The organism is Flavobacterium frigidimaris (assembly GCF_002217275.1).
GTDB classification, from domain to species: domain Bacteria; phylum Bacteroidota; class Bacteroidia; order Flavobacteriales; family Flavobacteriaceae; genus Flavobacterium; species Flavobacterium aquidurense.
In genome coordinates this window covers 163,723-179,032 of record NZ_MUGV01000001.1, presented here as the reverse complement: position 1 = coordinate 179,032, position 15,310 = coordinate 163,723, and the positions used below count along the sequence as shown (strand labels likewise).

The following is a 15,310-nucleotide window of genomic DNA, read 5'->3' as shown; positions in this document are numbered from 1 at the left end:
AATTCATTCTCACAACTATAAGATTATGTGCTCAAACCTCCAAATAAGAAAAGTAAATATCAAAGACTTAAATTTCGTCTACAAATCAATCTGCGAACTAGAAAACGAAGAATTAGACTTCGAAGTCTTCGCAGCAATCTTCAATGAAAACATTTCAAACCCAAACAATCTTTATCTAATTGCAGAAAACGAAAATGAAGGAGTAGGTTTTATCAGTTTTCATACCCAAAATCTATTACATCATTGCGGGCGAGTTGGTGAAATCCAAGAGTTTTTTATAAATGAAAAGTATAGGGGTAAAGGCATCGGAAGACAACTTATAGAAGACATCATGCAATATGCAGAAGAAAATAAGTTAAAAAGTATCGAAGTAACTACAAACAAAAGAAGAGTAGAAAATGTCTTGATTTATGAAAATTTGGGTTTTACTTTATCACACAATAAGTTTACGATTTATAAGTAATGAAAGAACTAAATCCATCAATAAAACATCATTTGGTAGTTGGGTTGCTTATGGCGCTATGGATTTTTGCTTTCGCTTTCATCATAAAACCTTTTGACGACGGAACTTTAAATTTCCGATCCTGGTTCTTAATCAGTTTTGGTTTTAGTGTTTTGGCTTTTTTGTGTTATGGCGTTTTGGCTGTTCTTCAAATTAGAATTTACAAGAAAATCTCAAAATGGAATCTCAGTTTAGAAATAGCGAATATTTTTTTCTTTTTTCTAATTTATTTGTTTGGAATTTATGCCTTTTATAAAAGTCCGATTCTAAAAGGCGGATATACTTTTTCAGAATTCTTCTCTATCATTTTCATTAAAATTGCCTTGATTTTAACTCCCGTAATTATTCTGGCAAGACGATATCTTATCAAACTCATTCCGATAAAAGAGGATGTTCTCACCTTCACAGGAGAAAATAAATTAGACATTTTGAAAATCAAAAAATCCGATTTGGTTTGTATTTCCAATGCTCAAAATTATGTAGAGATCTTTTATCTAGAAAACGAAAAATTGCATTCAAAACTGCTTCGTTCTTCACTCAAAAAGATTCTTGAAGATTTTACTTTTTTAATTCAGATTCATCGTTCCCATTTAATAAATCCAAGTCATTTTAAGTCCTGGAGAAATTCAAACACCATTATTTTAACTCAAATTGAACTTCCCGTTTCTAAGAATTATAAAGAAAGTTTATTGGTCTTGTAATTTCGTACCTAAAACAATCGGTTTTGTACCAAAGTCAACGATATTGGCATTTACAGCAATTTTTCATTTTAGTTTTGTCTCATCAATTTAAAAAATAAATTATGACAACAAAACAACTTTGCCTTCTCGGATTATTATTTTTTCTGATCAGTTATTTACTTTTTTCAAAAGTTTTGCCCAATTTTCAAAAACCAATCGATTTTGCACATTGGTTTAATTTAATTGGTGCTTGTTTGTTATTATCATTTAATGATGCATTTCGTAAGAATAGATTAAATTCAATTGCTTCTTTTGTGACAACTTTAGGTGTTATTGCCCACATCGGACTCTGTACAATCGATTTTATCATGACGGGTTACGGTAATGACGATTCTGCCCGAGAACAATTAAGTCAGCATATTAATAATGTACCATCGATTTTGTATCCTTTTGTGATTGTTGGGCCGTCTTTACTTTTTATTGGCCTATCTCTTCATGCGTTGAATTTTATCAAAACAAATACGATAAGTTTTTTAATGGTTTTTATTTCTTCGCTGGCAATTGGTTTTTCGTTTTTTATATTGAAAAATGGTACTTATATGTTGTTGAGTTGTGTAGTTTTTGTTTTAGGATTAGGTTTGCTTTTATATAGAAAAGAGGAAAAAGAATTAGTTTCGAAATAAATTTTGACAGAGTGAAGTTGTGGTTTTAATTTGTATTTTCGCTTGAACTTGATAATTCAAATAAAATTGAATAAAAACCTAAAATACCTAATCTATCTCTTTCTCGCTTTCGTCGTGATTGCAAGTGATGGTACTTTGGTTTCTCAATCAAAATCGACAGATTATTATCAGTCTTCTTTTGTTGTATTAAAGCGAGAATTATATTCTAAAAAATCTCGTTTATACGCTTTTAATCAATTTTCTTCCCGAATAAAAATTGCGTTTTTAATTCCTGTCAACTATCTGGAGTTTAAACAGGTTCGCAGTTTTCAACTTCACATTATTCGAAAGTTACAAAATCTTCTTCATCAAAATATAACTTCATTTATAAGACAAGCTATTTTTATAAATGAAACAATTAATTCCAACAATTTATATAAAAGTTTATACAGCGCTTAGAAATTTCTGGGCATTTATGCGCTTCAACGCATAAGATGATAAAATAATGTCTAATCATTTATCATTTTAAAATGTATAAACACAAAAATAATACACGTTTAGCGCAATCTAAACGACCACTTCATTGGATAAAAAGAAAACTACTTTTAATTATAACTGCCTTTATGCTCGGAATGTCAAACGGAATGCATGTTCATGACGAGGCAAATAAGGGAAATCAAACTTATACGGAACAGCATAAGAAGGATTGATTTTTTATTTAACCGCAAAGTGCGCAAAAGTTTTTATCTATGCACCGTATTAAGATAAGTTCGCAAAGCTTTGCGAACCTTGCGTAATTCTTAGCGTCCTTAGCGGTTAAATTTAATAGTAAAGCATAAAAAAACCGAAACATTAAGCTTCGGTTTTTGTGTTTATTGGAATTTGGAATTTAAAAATTTGGAATTTTATTAATTAATCCATTTATAATAACGAGCCCCAATCAAATTAGGAATTTCTTTTTCAATTCGATCTAGAACCCATTCATTTTTAGGAGTTCGAACACTTTGTTTTTGTTGTTTTTTATGAAGACTTTCATAAGTTTCAAAACCAATTTCTACACTTTCTTCCAGATTTTCAAAAAGTTTCACTTTTGCTAAAGCCGATTGCCATTCTGGTTGAATTGTTCCTTCAAAAACTTTCGATTTCGATCCGCTTCCGTAAGCCAAAAATCCAAATTTAGTTCCGGTAACTTCTTGTTTTGTATCGTAATAATGTGCCAAAGTTGATAATAATCCCATGAAAATAGAACCTGTGTACAGGTTTCCAATTAAAGAAGAAGCCAATTCTGCAGGTTGTAATTTCCCGGTTACAAACTTTTTGTATTCGTCTGATTTCCCAACTTCTTTAATTTTATTCTGATAATCTGCAGGCGCGATATTTTCTGCAATGATTTTATCTGCACTATCTAAAGCATAAATTTCAGATAACATTCTGCGTCCCTGAAAAGAATAGGGAAGGTGCATGATAATACTGTTCCAGGTATTGTATAAAGTCTCGGTAGTATTTTTTAATTTTTTGAAAGAGAAGTAAGCATTTCGCGTACGATCCATATAACATTGATTTGAATACTGACCGTCAAAAACCGGCTGGTCTTTGTGGATTTCAATTTCAGCTTCTAAGTTATCAAACCATGGATCGTTGTTCTCGTTTTTTGTAATTGTTTCTTTCGAGATAGTTCTGTAAGGTTTGAAAAAGTCGAAAACACCTTTAGTGCTTGTAGTCCAATTTTCGTCAAAAGCAATAATTCTTGGATTTGAAGTTACCAGCATTGCCAGAGCACCGGCACCTTGCGTATATTCTCCCGTTGAATTTAAATCGTATTTCGCAAAATCAGTCGTAACCACAATTGCTTTTTTCGTCGGATTCAATTTTACAAAATCAATACAGTTTTGTAAAGCGTCAACACCACCAATACAGGCAAAAGTAAAATCGACAACATCGCATTCGGCAAGCGTGTCTTCGCCAAATTTCTGTTCCATTAAATTGATTAAATAGGAGCTGATGGGTTTTGAGCTGTCGATACCGCTTTCGGTACCCACGTAAATCCGGCTGATTTCGTTTAGGTTTATTTCGTTCTCCAAAATAAGTTTAGTTAAAGCGTTTGCTCCAAAAACTACAGCATCCTGGTGAACATCTGGTAAGGTCATTTTAATTAATCCAAGACCTTTTTCTAATTTTTCGGGTTCAATGTTTCTGGCAACAGCCAAAGTTCTGATGGGTAAGTGTATGTTGGCTACATCAAAAGAAATAGCATCAATTCCTGTTTTCATTCTCATTTTTTTTGAAGCCGATAAAGGTAAAATTATGTAATGGATTGACCATTTTTTTCGGCTATAAAATTTAAATGAGAAGACACTTTTGAAGAAAATAAATTAAAAGTTTAATTAAAATATCAATTTGACAAAGTTTTATGACTGTCTGTAGGGCTCATATTACCGCGAAATATTTTCTGTAAAGTGTGCGTTTTTAGTTTTTTATAATAAAATTATTTGATAATAAGTATTTTTTATACGTAGATGTACGTAATACGTAGTCTATTTTAAAATGATTATAAATAACAACGAAATGGTTGTAGTTCTTTGTTAATTGCGTTATTTTTGTCTAATTTTTTAAAACAAACTACTTAAACACTTATGGCACAATCTGCACAGTTGAATGCTTCCATCTTAAAGAAAGTGGCAATGGCACTTTCGGGAATATTCTTAATCACGTTTTTAGCGCTGCATGTTACCTTAAATTTCATTTCCGTTATTAGTGAAAATGTTTTTAACGAAGCATCTCACTTTATGGGTTACAATCCGCTAATTCAATATGTAATGCAACCTGTTTTGGCATTCGGAGTAATTTTCCATTTTGTTATGGGATTTGTACTGACTGCTCAAAATACTGCAGCAAGACCAATTGCGTATGCAAAATACAATGGAGCTGCAAATGCTTCATGGAGTTCTAGAAATATGATTATTTCTGGATTAGTAATCTTGGCTTTCTTAGGATTGCACTTTTATGATTTTTGGTTTCCAGAAGTTAACTACAAATATATTGTAGGGAATGCGCCAGATGCAACAAGATATTATGGAGAATTAGTGCATAAGTTTCATGATCCAATTCGTACGGGATTATACTGCATTTCTTTCGTGCTTTTAGGTTTTCACCTTTGGCACGGATTCGCATCGTCTCTTCAGTCAATGGGAATGCACAATAAATACTCTCGCTTCTTAAGCAAAGTTGGTTATGGATTTGCGGTAATTGTACCAGCACTTTTCATCATCATCGCATTATTTCATCATTTCAATAATTAATATCAATTATAATGGCATTAGATTCAAAAATTCCAAACGGCCCTATATCGGACAAATGGACAAATTATAAAGATCATATTAATTTAGTAAACCCTGCTAACAAACGTAATTTAGATATTATCATTGTTGGTACAGGTTTAGCTGGAGGTTCTGCAGCAGCTACTTTGGCTGAGTTAGGATATAACGTAAAAGCATTTTGCTTCCAGGATTCACCAAGACGTGCGCACTCTATTGCAGCACAAGGGGGAATCAATGCAGCAAAAAATTATAAAGGTGACGGTGACTCGGTTTACAGATTATTTTACGATACTGTAAAAGGGGGTGACTACCGTGCACGTGAGGCAAACGTTCACCGTTTGGCTGAAGTTTCGGCAAATATTATTGACCAGTGTGTGGCTCAAGGGGTGCCATTGGCTCGTGAATATGGCGGACTTTTAGATAACCGTTCTTTTGGAGGAACTTTGGTTTCACGTACTTTTTACGCACAAGGACAAACTGGACAACAATTATTGTTAGGAGCTTATTCAGCAATGAACCGTCAGATTGGTCGTGGTAAAGTAAAAATGTACAACCGTCACGAGATGCTTGACATCGTAATCGTAAACGGAAAAGCAAGAGGTATTATCGCTCGTAACTTAGTTACAGGAGAAATAGAAAGACATTCTGCTCATGCGGTAGTAGTAGGTTCTGGAGGATACGGAAACGTATTTTTCTTGTCAACAAATGCTATGGGAAGTAACGCAACAGCAGCTTGGAAAATTCATAAAAAAGGAGCATTTTTTGCAAATCCTTGTTACACACAAATTCACCCAACCTGTATTCCGGTTTCTGGAGATCACCAGTCAAAACTGACTTTGATGTCTGAATCGTTACGTAATGATGGTCGTATTTGGGTTCCTGCAAAATTAGAAGATGCTCAGGCAATTCGTGAAGGAAAGAAAAAAGCAACTGATTTATCTGAAGCGGAAAGAGATTATTTCTTAGAAAGAAGATATCCTGCTTTTGGTAACTTAGTACCTCGTGACGTTGCGTCTCGTGCTGCAAAAGAAAGATGTGATGCTGGTTTTGGAGTTAACAAAACAGGTGAAGCAGTTTACTTAGATTTCGCAGCAGCAATTAAACGTTACGGAACTGAAGATGCTTATGTAAAAGGTTTAGATGATAAAGATGCTGCTTTGGTAACTAAATTAGGAGCTGCCATCGTGAAAAGTAAATACGGAAACTTATTCCAGATGTATTACAAAATCGTTGACGAAGATCCTTATACAACACCAATGATGATTTACCCTGCGGTTCACTACACAATGGGTGGAACATGGGTTGATTATAACTTAATGACTACAATTCCGGGATGTTTCTCAATTGGAGAATCAAACTTCTCTGATCACGGAGCAAACAGACTTGGAGCTTCTGCTTTGATGCAAGGTTTAGCTGATGGATATTTTGTACTTCCTTATACTATTGGAGATTATTTAGCTCCGGATATTAAAATGGGTGAAATTTCTACAGATTTACCAGAATTCGTAGCGGCAGAGAAAGAAGTAAAAGATCAAATCGATAGATTTATCAATAATAAAGGAACTCATTCTGTAGATTATTTCCACAAGAAATTAGGAAAAATCATGTGGGATAAAGTAGGTATGGCTCGTAACGCTAAAGGTTTAACTGAAGCTATCGAAGAAATTGCGGCGCTACGTGAAGAGTTTTATAAAGATGTAAAAGTTCCTGGAAGCGCTAACGAATTTAATCAGGAATTAGAGAAAGCGACACGTGTTGCCGATTTCTTAGAGTTAGGAGAATTGTTCGCGAAAGATGCATTACACCGTAATGAATCTTGTGGAGGTCACTTCCGTGAAGAATACCAAACTGAAGAAGGAGAAGCACTTCGTGATGACGAAAACTTTGCATACGTTGCAGCCTGGGAATACAAAGGAAAACCAAGTGATGCCGTATTACACAAAGAACCTCTAGTTTACGAAAACATTAAATTAGTTCAAAGAAGCTACAAATAGTATTTAAGAAAGTCAAGATACTTACTTAATGCTTAAAACTTACACAAAATGAAACTTACATTAAAAATATGGCGTCAGAAAAACGCCCAAGATAAAGGGGGAATTGTTGATTACCCAATCGACGGAATCGAACCAGATATGTCTTTCCTTGAAATGCTTGATGTTCTTAACGAACAATTAATCAACAAAGGAGAAGAGCCAGTAGCATTTGATCACGATTGTCGTGAAGGAATCTGCGGTATGTGTTCATTATTCATCAACGGAGAAGCACACGGACCAGACAGAGGAGTAACTACTTGTCAATTGCACATGCGTATGTTTAAAGATGGTGACACGATTTTTATCGAGCCATTCAGAGCAAAAGCATTCCCAGTAATTAAAGATTTAGTTGTTGACAGAAGTTCTTTTGACAGAATTCAACACGCTGGAGGATTTATCTCGGTAAATACTTCAGGAAATACAATTGACGCGAATACAATTCCAATTAACAAAGACGATGCAGATAAATCATTTGATGCTGCTGCTTGTATTGGTTGTGGAGCTTGTGTTGCAACTTGTAAAAACTCATCAGCAATGTTATTTGTTGGCGCAAAAGTTTCTCAGTTTGCTTTGTTGCCACAAGGTAAAGTTGAGGCTACAGACCGTGTGCTTCACATGGTTCACCAAATGGACTTAGAAGGTTTTGGTAACTGTACCAACACTGGAGCTTGTGAGGTAGAATGTCCTAAAGGAATTTCTCTTGAAAATATTGCACGTATGAACCGTGAGTATTTATCGGCAAGCTTAAAAGGATAATTTTAAGATAATAGTTTTAAATAAATAAAAACGCATTCATTAAGTTGAATGCGTTTTTTGTTTTGGTGCGTTTAGATTATAGATATCAATAGTATGGCTTTAAATTCCTAAATTTGTTTAAGTAAAATGAATTCTGATGAATGATAATGAATTAGTAAATTATACCAAGGAGGAGCGAAAAAATCACATTATAAAGGAGATTAATTTGCATACGCGGGTAAGTTTTGAAACTTTGTCTGCTAAGTTGGGTGTTTCAGAAGATACCGTAAGACGTGATATTAACGAATTAGAGGCAGAATCTTTGTTGATTAAGGTAAAGGGTGGGGCGATGACAAAAGGGTATCATTACGCATCTTCTAATCAAACTTATGAAATTGAATCGAAACAGCTAATTGCTCAGAAAGCAGTTAGTTTGCTGCATGATGGTATGGTGTTATTACTTGACGGCGGAACGACAATCAGAGAGTTTATCCAACTAATTCCAAATGACTTAAATCTTACCATTTTTACTATTACGGTTGTTACGGCTGTTCAGCTTTTAGATAAGCCAAATATTAAAGTTATTATGATTGGAGGAAGTATATCTTCTTATAGTCAAATGTGTGTAAGTGGCGAAGTATATCATCAATTGGCTAATATTAAGGCAGATTTATTGATTTTGGGAACAAATGCTTTAGATGCCGAAGGTGGTTATTCTGATTCAGATTGGGAAACGGTGCAGGTTAAAAAAGCAATGATTCAGGCTTCTAAAAAAACAGCAATTATTACCATTACAGAAAAACTAAATACGGTTTTAAAAATGAAAATAGCTAGCTTATCCGAAGTAGATTATATAGTTACGGAAGTTGATCCGAAAAATAAAAAATTAGAGGCTTATAATAAAGCTTTTCCGAACTTGGTTCTTATTTGATTTTAGGTCAAAAAAAACATAATATGATAGTCACGCTCATTCAATCTGATCTTTATTGGGAAGATCCATCCGAAAACAGAAAAAAATTTGAATCGAAAATAAATCAAATCGATTCAGAAGTAAATCTTATTGTGTTGCCAGAAATGTTTTCGACGGGATTTACGATGAATGCTTCGGAAGTTGCTGAAACAATGCAGGGCGAAACCGTTCTGTGGATGCAGCGTGTTGCTAAGCAAAGAAAATGTGCAATTACAGGAAGTTTGATTATTGCTGAAAATAACCAGTTTTATAATCGGATGTTGTTTGTTTTTCCGTCAGGAGAGATACAATATTATGATAAGCGACATCTGTTTTCTCTTGCTGGCGAAGATCGAACTTATACAGGAGGAAAAGAAAAAGTAATTGTTGATTATCTGGGCTGGAAAATTTGTTTGCAGATTTGTTACGATCTGAGATTTCCTGTTTTTGTGCGAAACGTCGAGAATTACGACCTCATTTTGTATGTGGCCAATTGGCCAAAAGTACGTACAAATGCGTGGGATATTTTATTGAAAGCGCGTGCTGTCGAAAATCTGAGTTATGTAATTGGTGTGAACAGAATTGGTTTGGATACTCATAATTATGAACATATCGGACATTCGCAAGTCGTAGATTATTTAGGAGATTATATCTTGGAGCCAGAAGAAACGGAAGGTGTTTTTAGGGTCGAATTAGATAAAATCAAGATGTTAGAAACCCGGAAAAAACTAGACTTCCTGAGTGATAAAGATAGTTTTGAAATCAATATTTAAAATTCATTTACAACTACAATCTCTTCTTTAGTGTTTTTATTTCGTACACTGATTTTTTTGTATTTCCATGCTGAGCCAATTTTATCAGCTGAAATGTCTAATTTGCCATTTGCCTTAGTGCCTTTAATTCTGACAGACAATGAAACTGTAGTATTGTTATTAGAATAAACGGCATTTCCTTCTAAAATAGCTAATTTATCAATGGGTTGAATTGTTCCAATAGTTTGTGTTATTCTTTTATCGGAATTCGCCATTTTAATTGCTTTTTCGCAAAGGGAATTATCGCTGTAAGCCTGAATAATACCAGTTACGTTTTCTGCGGAGTTTGAAGTTAACAGTAGTCCAAAAATAAAAATAAATACAAGAGTTAGCGGAACAGACCATTTCCAATTTCTTTTGAGCCAGGCTTCCTTTTCGACTAAGTCATTATCCATTTTTTTGAATTTATTTAAAAGGCTTTACTCTTTTTTACTGCTTCTTTTTTCTTTTTTGCATCTTCTTTTTTCTCCAGTTCCGGATTGTATGGAATACTCATATCGATAGTTTCATCAACATCCCAATTTGTTCTTACATCAATTTCTTTTTGATAATAAAATACTTCTTCAGCATAGTTTTTCTTTAGAAAATTACCTGAATCATAAATTTTATTTTTATTGTCGTCGTACGTTATTCGAAGTGTAAATGAATTGGGTTCAACTAAATCAAATGTGAGTTTGGTTTGTCCTTCAGAGTATTGACTTGCAAGTACCTCATCTCCTTTTTTATTAGTTATTTCTGCAATAATAGGAAAGCGTTTTACATTTTTTAGATTCAAAACTAAATTCCCATAATCAGCATATTCCCTTGTAGTTAATTTATATGATAAAGTATCGTTTGTTTTATCGTAAAAATCGGTTAAAGCACCTGGCAGAAAGGTGAATTTATATTTTTCTAAAGGCTCTTTCTTAAAATCTATAGATAGTTTTTGGTCGAATTCATCATATTCGGTTGTAAAATCTACTGCAATAGAATCTTTATTGGTTAATTTAATTTTTGACTTATCAAATTTTACCAATGGCGTAGCAGATTCTAATGTAAAGCGATCCCTGAAATGTAGGGTTCCGCTTTGCATTGTGGTAATATTAAGTGTGTCTTTTTTCTGGTCTTTAATTTTAAAAGTGAATTTTTTATTGTAATTCGCATTACTGATTTCCATAGATAAGGAGTCGACTTTTAGCGGTTTAAACCAAACTTGCAAAGAGTCTTTTTTAGGAAATCGGGTTACAATAGATTCAAGGATTTCATTTTTGTTTTTAAGTACTACTTTAGGCTTAGAAATCGTAAAATCCTGTTTGCTGTCGTAGGGAAGAAATAATCTATTCCCGGAAGCCTGTATTGGTTTTAAAGCTTTTAAAGGTTGTGATTCCTTAAAAAGTTCTAATTCAAAAAGGGTATCATTTGGTACTGTAATATAATGCTTAATGAAACCTATTTTGTCATCTTTCGGATTAAATTTATTGTTGTTTCCTTTGTCTTTTAAAGCAACCAAGAGATATTTTCCGGCTTTTAAATTTTCTAATTTAAAAGTTCTTAAACTGTCTAACGTATTAGTTATGTATCTTGGGAATTCTTTGTAAATAACCGAGTCTTTAAATTTGTCGTTTACTTCATAAAGCATCACTGACACAAAATTGTCAACGTTTTTTTCGTATGCATCTTTTATTCGTCCGCCAATAGAAAGGGAATCAATATAAGGGCCTGTCGAGAAAACATATTTGAATTGGTTGTATGCGTTTCCTTCATTATTATCTGCAATACTTTGCCCAAAATTCATACTGTATGTTGTGTTGGGATGTAAGGTGTCTAAAATTTTTATAGTAATTTCTTTACTGGCAGTTGTTGGCAAAATAATCGGTTCGTGCTTCATTGGCGGCGAAATGATTAATTGCTTATTGGTGTTTTTAAGTTTTACATATTCATCAAATGTCAAAACAATTTCTTTTGCTTTAAAATCGGTGCTGAAGTTTTTAGGCATACTGTATTTTAAAACAGGAGCCAGAGTGTCTTTTAATCCTCCGGTGATGCTTCCTCTTTTGGCACAGCTCATCATTAAAAATACCAGTAAAAATGGAATATATTTAAAGTTGTTTTTCAACATAACAGTTTTTGAATTTGATTGCACAAAATAACGATTATATTTGCTTTAAGCGAAATTTTTTATCTATTTATTAGGATTTAGGGCATTTAAGTTTTTGCGTATTTCTTAAATTCAAAACGAGTAATTTGATATAATTTCTTACTTTTGGGTTCAAAAATATAATTTCTCTTTGTTTTGATTAAAAAGTCTTTTCTGATTTCCTTTGTTTTTTTACTAATCGCCTGTAATAAAAATGATAAGCCAATTATTGCTTTTTATTACTGGAAAACAGTTTTTAAGCTATCTGAAACAGAAAAAGAAGTTTTAAAAAATAATAATGTTGAGAAACTTTATATTAGATATTTTGATATTGGTTTGCATCCAAAAACAACAGAACCAATTCCGGTTAGTCCAATACATTTTCAGGAAAATATAGATAAATTTGATATTGTCCCGGTAGTTTTTATTCAAAATAAAGTACTGCTAAAATCAAATGTTGATATTGATGATCTTGCTGAGAAAACACTTCATTTAGTAGATGAAATTAATAGCAAAAACAAAATAAATTGTCGTGAAATTCAAATTGATTGTGACTGGACACTTGAGAGTAAGGACAATTATCTGCAGTTTATAGAACGATTTAAGAAACTTTCTCATAAAAAACTTTCGGCGACAATTCGATTACATCAGGTAAAATATTTTAAGAAAACTAAAATTCCAAATGTAGATTCAGGTGTCTTGATGTATTATAATATGGGGACTATTGCTTCGGATTCTTTGAATTCTATTTACAATCACGAAATTGCAGAAAAATATCTCAAAAGCCTGAAAAAGTATCCTTTGCATTTGGATATTGCGTTACCAATTTATTTCTGGGCAATTCATATTCGTGGCCAAAAAGCAATTGGTCTGCGTTCTAAATTGAATGTTGCTGAACTTGAAGAGGATAAAAATTTTGAACAGATTAATGCTGTCTTTTTTAAAGTGAAAAAGTCTAATTACAAAAATGGAATTTTTTACGAAGAAGGAGATGTGTTGAAGATTGAAGCAATTTCTGCTGAAGATTTAAAAATGATGGGAGAGGAGTTGAATGAAAATGTAGCGAATACTCCGAAAGAAATTATATTTTACGATTTAGATGAATTCAATTTAAAAAATTATGAAAAGAATATTTTTGAACAAGTTGTTTCTTGTTTCTAGCGTTGCATTATTTGCAGTTTATGGAATAATTTATGCTTGTGCTGATGGTGATTGGGATTATTTTATAGACAGCTCTAATTTTACTCCTGAAACTTTTACAGATAAATCCTATTCTCCGCTCTTTTTGTCGGGAGATGTTTTTTATGGAATTGGATTCGATACCCAACATAACTCAAGATTCAATGAAGATTTAAAATCGGATTGGAATAATTATTTGAAGACAAAAGTAGATACTGCAACTGTAAGTTATTTTTTAATTGGAGATCTTACTCCAAGATATTCTGATGATAGCAAAGCTGGAAAAAATAAAGCTGAAATAACGGATCTTCATGTGTTTTTTAAAACTAAAAAAGCAAATGCAACTTCTTTAAAATGGGGAAAGAAATTAAATTTGAAAGAAGATAAAATTAAGAGTTTTATTGAGTTTTTGTATTTAGCACAAAAAATCGAAACAGTTTCTATTGGACAAGATTATTGGAGTTATGACCCCGTGGTCGCCAAGACGTTCAGTGATTTAAAAATGATTCAGTCAATCGAAAATGTTTATAACACAACATCGGATTCTTTTCTGAAAAATAGATATTGGTTTCTAACAGTCAAAGCTTATTTTTATAGTAGTAATAAATCAAAAACAGTTGAGTTTTTCTATAAAACAGAAAAATCTGTTCCTAAAAACACATTGTATTATCGGGCACTTTCTTATGTAGCGGGAATAAAGTACCAACAGAAAAAATATTCTGAATCCAATTATTTATATGCTCAGGTTTTTGATAAATGTCCTGAAATGAGAATTGTGACGGCTTATAGTTTTCATCCCCAAAATGAAGCGGACTGGAATAAATCGTTAGCGATGGCAAAAGATAATAAAGAGAAAGCTGCACTTTGGGCGATTCATGGTTACTATAAAGATGGCGTGCAGGCTATTGAGAAAATTTACGACTTAGATCCTAAAAGTGAACATTTAAATTATTTGCTCACACGATTGGTGAATAAGCAAGAGCAGGACATTAATAATTCTTTTGAAGAAAGCGCAAAGGAAAATGTACCGGTAAAAAAGCTTACTGTGGCTGAAAATAAAGAATTAAACAAAGGTAAAATTGATAAAAAAGCGTTTGATTTAGTTTCGAAAATTACTACTGCGTCAAATACTCAAAAGCCTTATTTGTGGAACATTGCTTTAGGGTATTTGCAAACATTGAAGACTGATTATGTAAATGCCGATACTAATTTTGACAAGGCAGAGAAAATAATGCCTAAAACAGATCTGGCTAAATATCAATTAAGATTGCTTCGTTTTGTCAATAATATGAGCAAAATTGATAGGCTGACAAATAATAATGAAAAAACAATTCTGGCAGATCTGAACTGGTTATATTACGAACTTCCGAAAACATATAAGGGACAGGAATTTCGTTATCAGAACGCTTCTTCATGGAGTAGGAATTATTTGGCAGCATTATATAAAGCAGCTGCAAATCCGGTAATGACTGAGATATTTGGAGAATCCCGTTACAGCTATTGGAATGACGGAAATGCTTTTTATGATAACGAGAAGAATCTTTTAGCTATCAAAACCTTTTTAATGAAGTCGGATAAAACAGAAATAGAAAAAATTGGAGCCGGAATTTATAGTTTAAAATTAAAAGATATTAATAATTTCCAGGCAGTTCAGGCAACTTTCAAAAATAAAATCCCTGAAGCAATTGCTTTTATTAAAGAAACAGATTCTGTTCAGTATTATAATTTATTAGGAAATCCATTCAATGGAAATATTAAGGATTGTCATGATTGTGAACATGCTGCCTACCAAAAGAAGAAATATTCTCAAATTGAATTTTTAACTACGATAAAGGCAATGCAGGATAAACTGGCTGAAAAAGAAGAGGTTTATACTAATAGTTTGTTACTTGGAAATGCATTTTATAATATTACCCATTTTGGAAATGCAAGAACTTTTTATGAGATTAGCATCGTAGGTTATGGTTCAAGTCCGTACTCATTTAGGGATTCAATGAAAAAGATGATTACAAATTGTGATGTACCTAAAATGTATTATCAAAAGGCATTTGAAGCAGCAAGTACAAAAGAGCAAAAGGCAAAATGTATCTATTTATTGTCAAAGTGTGAGCGTAACGAATACTATAATAATAAATATAATAATGTTAGGAATTGGTGGAGTGTTGAGGATGATAAAATTAATTTTATCGCATGGAATGGATTCAAGGCATTAAAAAAGGATTATTCAGATACCAAATATTATCAGGATGTTATTGCGGAATGTGGTTATTTCAAAACATATATTAATCAATAAGTTGTAATTGTATCTTTTTAAATAATTTGAAG

The 15,310-nt window shown here is 32.7% G+C and carries 14 protein-coding genes; 11 read left to right on the top strand and 3 right to left on the bottom strand.

Translation table 11 applies throughout. The features are described 5' to 3' along the window. Positions 1 to 25 precede the first annotated feature (25 nt). The 4 genes from B0A65_RS00825 (at position 26) to B0A65_RS00805 (ending at position 2,554) form a co-directional block, all read left to right on the top strand. Positions 26 to 463 carry a GNAT family N-acetyltransferase gene (locus B0A65_RS00825; protein ID WP_074660763.1) on the top strand — a complete coding sequence of 146 codons (438 nt, stop codon included), beginning with the start codon at positions 26 to 28 and terminating at the stop codon, positions 461 to 463. Further along, positions 463 to 1,203, top strand: a complete 741-nt coding sequence (locus B0A65_RS00820; protein ID WP_074660764.1) for a LytTR family DNA-binding domain-containing protein — start codon at positions 463 to 465, stop codon at positions 1,201 to 1,203. The genes B0A65_RS00825 and B0A65_RS00820 overlap by 1 nt, the downstream gene beginning before the upstream one ends. 101 nt (positions 1,204 to 1,304) lie before the next feature. After that, positions 1,305 to 1,865 carry a hypothetical protein gene (locus B0A65_RS00815; RefSeq protein WP_074660766.1) on the top strand — a complete coding sequence of 187 codons (561 nt, stop codon included), beginning with the start codon at positions 1,305 to 1,307 and terminating at the stop codon, positions 1,863 to 1,865. Between the two features lie 509 nt (positions 1,866 to 2,374). Further along, positions 2,375 to 2,554 carry a hypothetical protein gene (locus B0A65_RS00805; RefSeq protein ID WP_074660769.1) on the top strand — a complete coding sequence of 60 codons (180 nt, stop codon included), beginning with the start codon at positions 2,375 to 2,377 and terminating at the stop codon, positions 2,552 to 2,554. Positions 2,555 to 2,752: 198 nt separating this feature from the next. On the opposite strand, the gene B0A65_RS00800 is transcribed toward B0A65_RS00805, so the two are convergent. Then, positions 2,753 to 4,114 (bottom strand): hydroxymethylglutaryl-CoA synthase family protein, encoded by a 1,362-nt coding sequence (locus tag B0A65_RS00800; protein ID WP_074660771.1) that lies wholly within the window; start codon positions 4,112 to 4,114, stop codon positions 2,753 to 2,755. A gap of 363 nt (positions 4,115 to 4,477) precedes the next feature. Between B0A65_RS00800 and B0A65_RS00795 the strand changes: the two genes are divergently transcribed. The 5 genes from B0A65_RS00795 (at position 4,478) to B0A65_RS00775 (ending at position 9,651) form a co-directional block, all read left to right on the top strand. Beyond that, the gene (locus B0A65_RS00795; RefSeq protein WP_074660772.1) at positions 4,478 to 5,143 is read left to right on the top strand and encodes a succinate dehydrogenase cytochrome b subunit; all 666 of its coding nucleotides are present in this window, start codon (positions 4,478 to 4,480) and stop codon (positions 5,141 to 5,143) included. Positions 5,144 to 5,154: 11 nt separating this feature from the next. Beyond that, positions 5,155 to 7,155, top strand: a complete 2,001-nt coding sequence (locus tag B0A65_RS00790) for a fumarate reductase/succinate dehydrogenase flavoprotein subunit (protein ID WP_074660774.1) — start codon at positions 5,155 to 5,157, stop codon at positions 7,153 to 7,155. 48 nt (positions 7,156 to 7,203) lie between these two features. After that, positions 7,204 to 7,950 (top strand): succinate dehydrogenase/fumarate reductase iron-sulfur subunit, encoded by a 747-nt coding sequence (locus B0A65_RS00785; protein WP_074660776.1) that lies wholly within the window; start codon positions 7,204 to 7,206, stop codon positions 7,948 to 7,950. A 136-nt stretch (positions 7,951 to 8,086) separates the two neighbouring features. Beyond that, the gene (locus B0A65_RS00780) at positions 8,087 to 8,860 is read left to right on the top strand and encodes a DeoR/GlpR family DNA-binding transcription regulator (RefSeq protein WP_074660777.1); all 774 of its coding nucleotides are present in this window, start codon (positions 8,087 to 8,089) and stop codon (positions 8,858 to 8,860) included. Between the two features lie 23 nt (positions 8,861 to 8,883). Continuing rightward, positions 8,884 to 9,651 carry a nitrilase family protein gene (locus B0A65_RS00775; protein WP_074661025.1) on the top strand — a complete coding sequence of 256 codons (768 nt, stop codon included), beginning with the start codon at positions 8,884 to 8,886 and terminating at the stop codon, positions 9,649 to 9,651. Here B0A65_RS00775 and B0A65_RS00770 read toward each other — a convergent pair. Both B0A65_RS00770 and B0A65_RS00765 read right to left on the bottom strand, forming a co-directional pair. Next, complete coding sequence (locus tag B0A65_RS00770) at positions 9,648 to 10,085, bottom strand: cytochrome c oxidase assembly factor Coa1 family protein (protein WP_074660779.1); 438 nt, start codon at positions 10,083 to 10,085, stop codon at positions 9,648 to 9,650. The two genes, B0A65_RS00775 and B0A65_RS00770, sit on opposite strands and share 4 nt — an antisense overlap. A 14-nt stretch (positions 10,086 to 10,099) precedes the next feature. Beyond that, positions 10,100 to 11,788 carry an Ig-like domain-containing protein gene (locus B0A65_RS00765; RefSeq protein WP_074660781.1) on the bottom strand — a complete coding sequence of 563 codons (1,689 nt, stop codon included), beginning with the start codon at positions 11,786 to 11,788 and terminating at the stop codon, positions 10,100 to 10,102. A gap of 174 nt (positions 11,789 to 11,962) precedes the next feature. On the opposite strand from B0A65_RS00765, the gene B0A65_RS00760 reads away from it, so the two are divergent. Together B0A65_RS00760 and B0A65_RS00755 are read left to right on the top strand one after the other, a co-directional pair. Then, positions 11,963 to 12,967, top strand: coding sequence for a hypothetical protein (locus B0A65_RS00760; RefSeq protein ID WP_089069597.1), 1,005 nt, complete (start codon positions 11,963 to 11,965; stop codon positions 12,965 to 12,967). Next, positions 12,927 to 15,278, top strand: a complete 2,352-nt coding sequence (locus tag B0A65_RS00755; RefSeq protein ID WP_074660782.1) for a hypothetical protein — start codon at positions 12,927 to 12,929, stop codon at positions 15,276 to 15,278. Before B0A65_RS00760 ends, B0A65_RS00755 begins: the two co-directional genes overlap by 41 nt. The last annotated feature ends 32 nt before the right edge of the window (positions 15,279 to 15,310 follow it).

What these genes read in the sequence shown, in the direction of transcription:
- B0A65_RS00825 (WP_074660763.1), top strand. Translation starts at nt 26, where the DNA reads ATGTGCTCAAACCTCCAAATAAGAAAAGTAAATATCAAAGACTTAAAT.
- B0A65_RS00820 (WP_074660764.1), top strand. Translation starts at nt 463, where the DNA reads ATGAAAGAACTAAATCCATCAATAAAACATCATTTGGTAGTTGGGTTG.
- B0A65_RS00815 (WP_074660766.1), top strand. Translation starts at nt 1,305, where the DNA reads ATGACAACAAAACAACTTTGCCTTCTCGGATTATTATTTTTTCTGATC.
- B0A65_RS00805 (WP_074660769.1), top strand. Translation starts at nt 2,375, where the DNA reads ATGTATAAACACAAAAATAATACACGTTTAGCGCAATCTAAACGACCA.
- B0A65_RS00800 (WP_074660771.1), bottom strand. Translation starts at nt 4,114, where the DNA reads ATGAAAACAGGAATTGATGCTATTTCTTTTGATGTAGCCAACATACAC.
- B0A65_RS00795 (WP_074660772.1), top strand. Translation starts at nt 4,478, where the DNA reads ATGGCACAATCTGCACAGTTGAATGCTTCCATCTTAAAGAAAGTGGCA.
- B0A65_RS00790 (WP_074660774.1), top strand. Translation starts at nt 5,155, where the DNA reads ATGGCATTAGATTCAAAAATTCCAAACGGCCCTATATCGGACAAATGG.
- B0A65_RS00785 (WP_074660776.1), top strand. Translation starts at nt 7,204, where the DNA reads ATGAAACTTACATTAAAAATATGGCGTCAGAAAAACGCCCAAGATAAA.
- B0A65_RS00780 (WP_074660777.1), top strand. Translation starts at nt 8,087, where the DNA reads ATGAATGATAATGAATTAGTAAATTATACCAAGGAGGAGCGAAAAAAT.
- B0A65_RS00775 (WP_074661025.1), top strand. Translation starts at nt 8,884, where the DNA reads ATGATAGTCACGCTCATTCAATCTGATCTTTATTGGGAAGATCCATCC.
- B0A65_RS00770 (WP_074660779.1), bottom strand. Translation starts at nt 10,085, where the DNA reads ATGGATAATGACTTAGTCGAAAAGGAAGCCTGGCTCAAAAGAAATTGG.
- B0A65_RS00765 (WP_074660781.1), bottom strand. Translation starts at nt 11,788, where the DNA reads ATGTTGAAAAACAACTTTAAATATATTCCATTTTTACTGGTATTTTTA.
- B0A65_RS00755 (WP_074660782.1), top strand. Translation starts at nt 12,927, where the DNA reads ATGAAAAGAATATTTTTGAACAAGTTGTTTCTTGTTTCTAGCGTTGCA.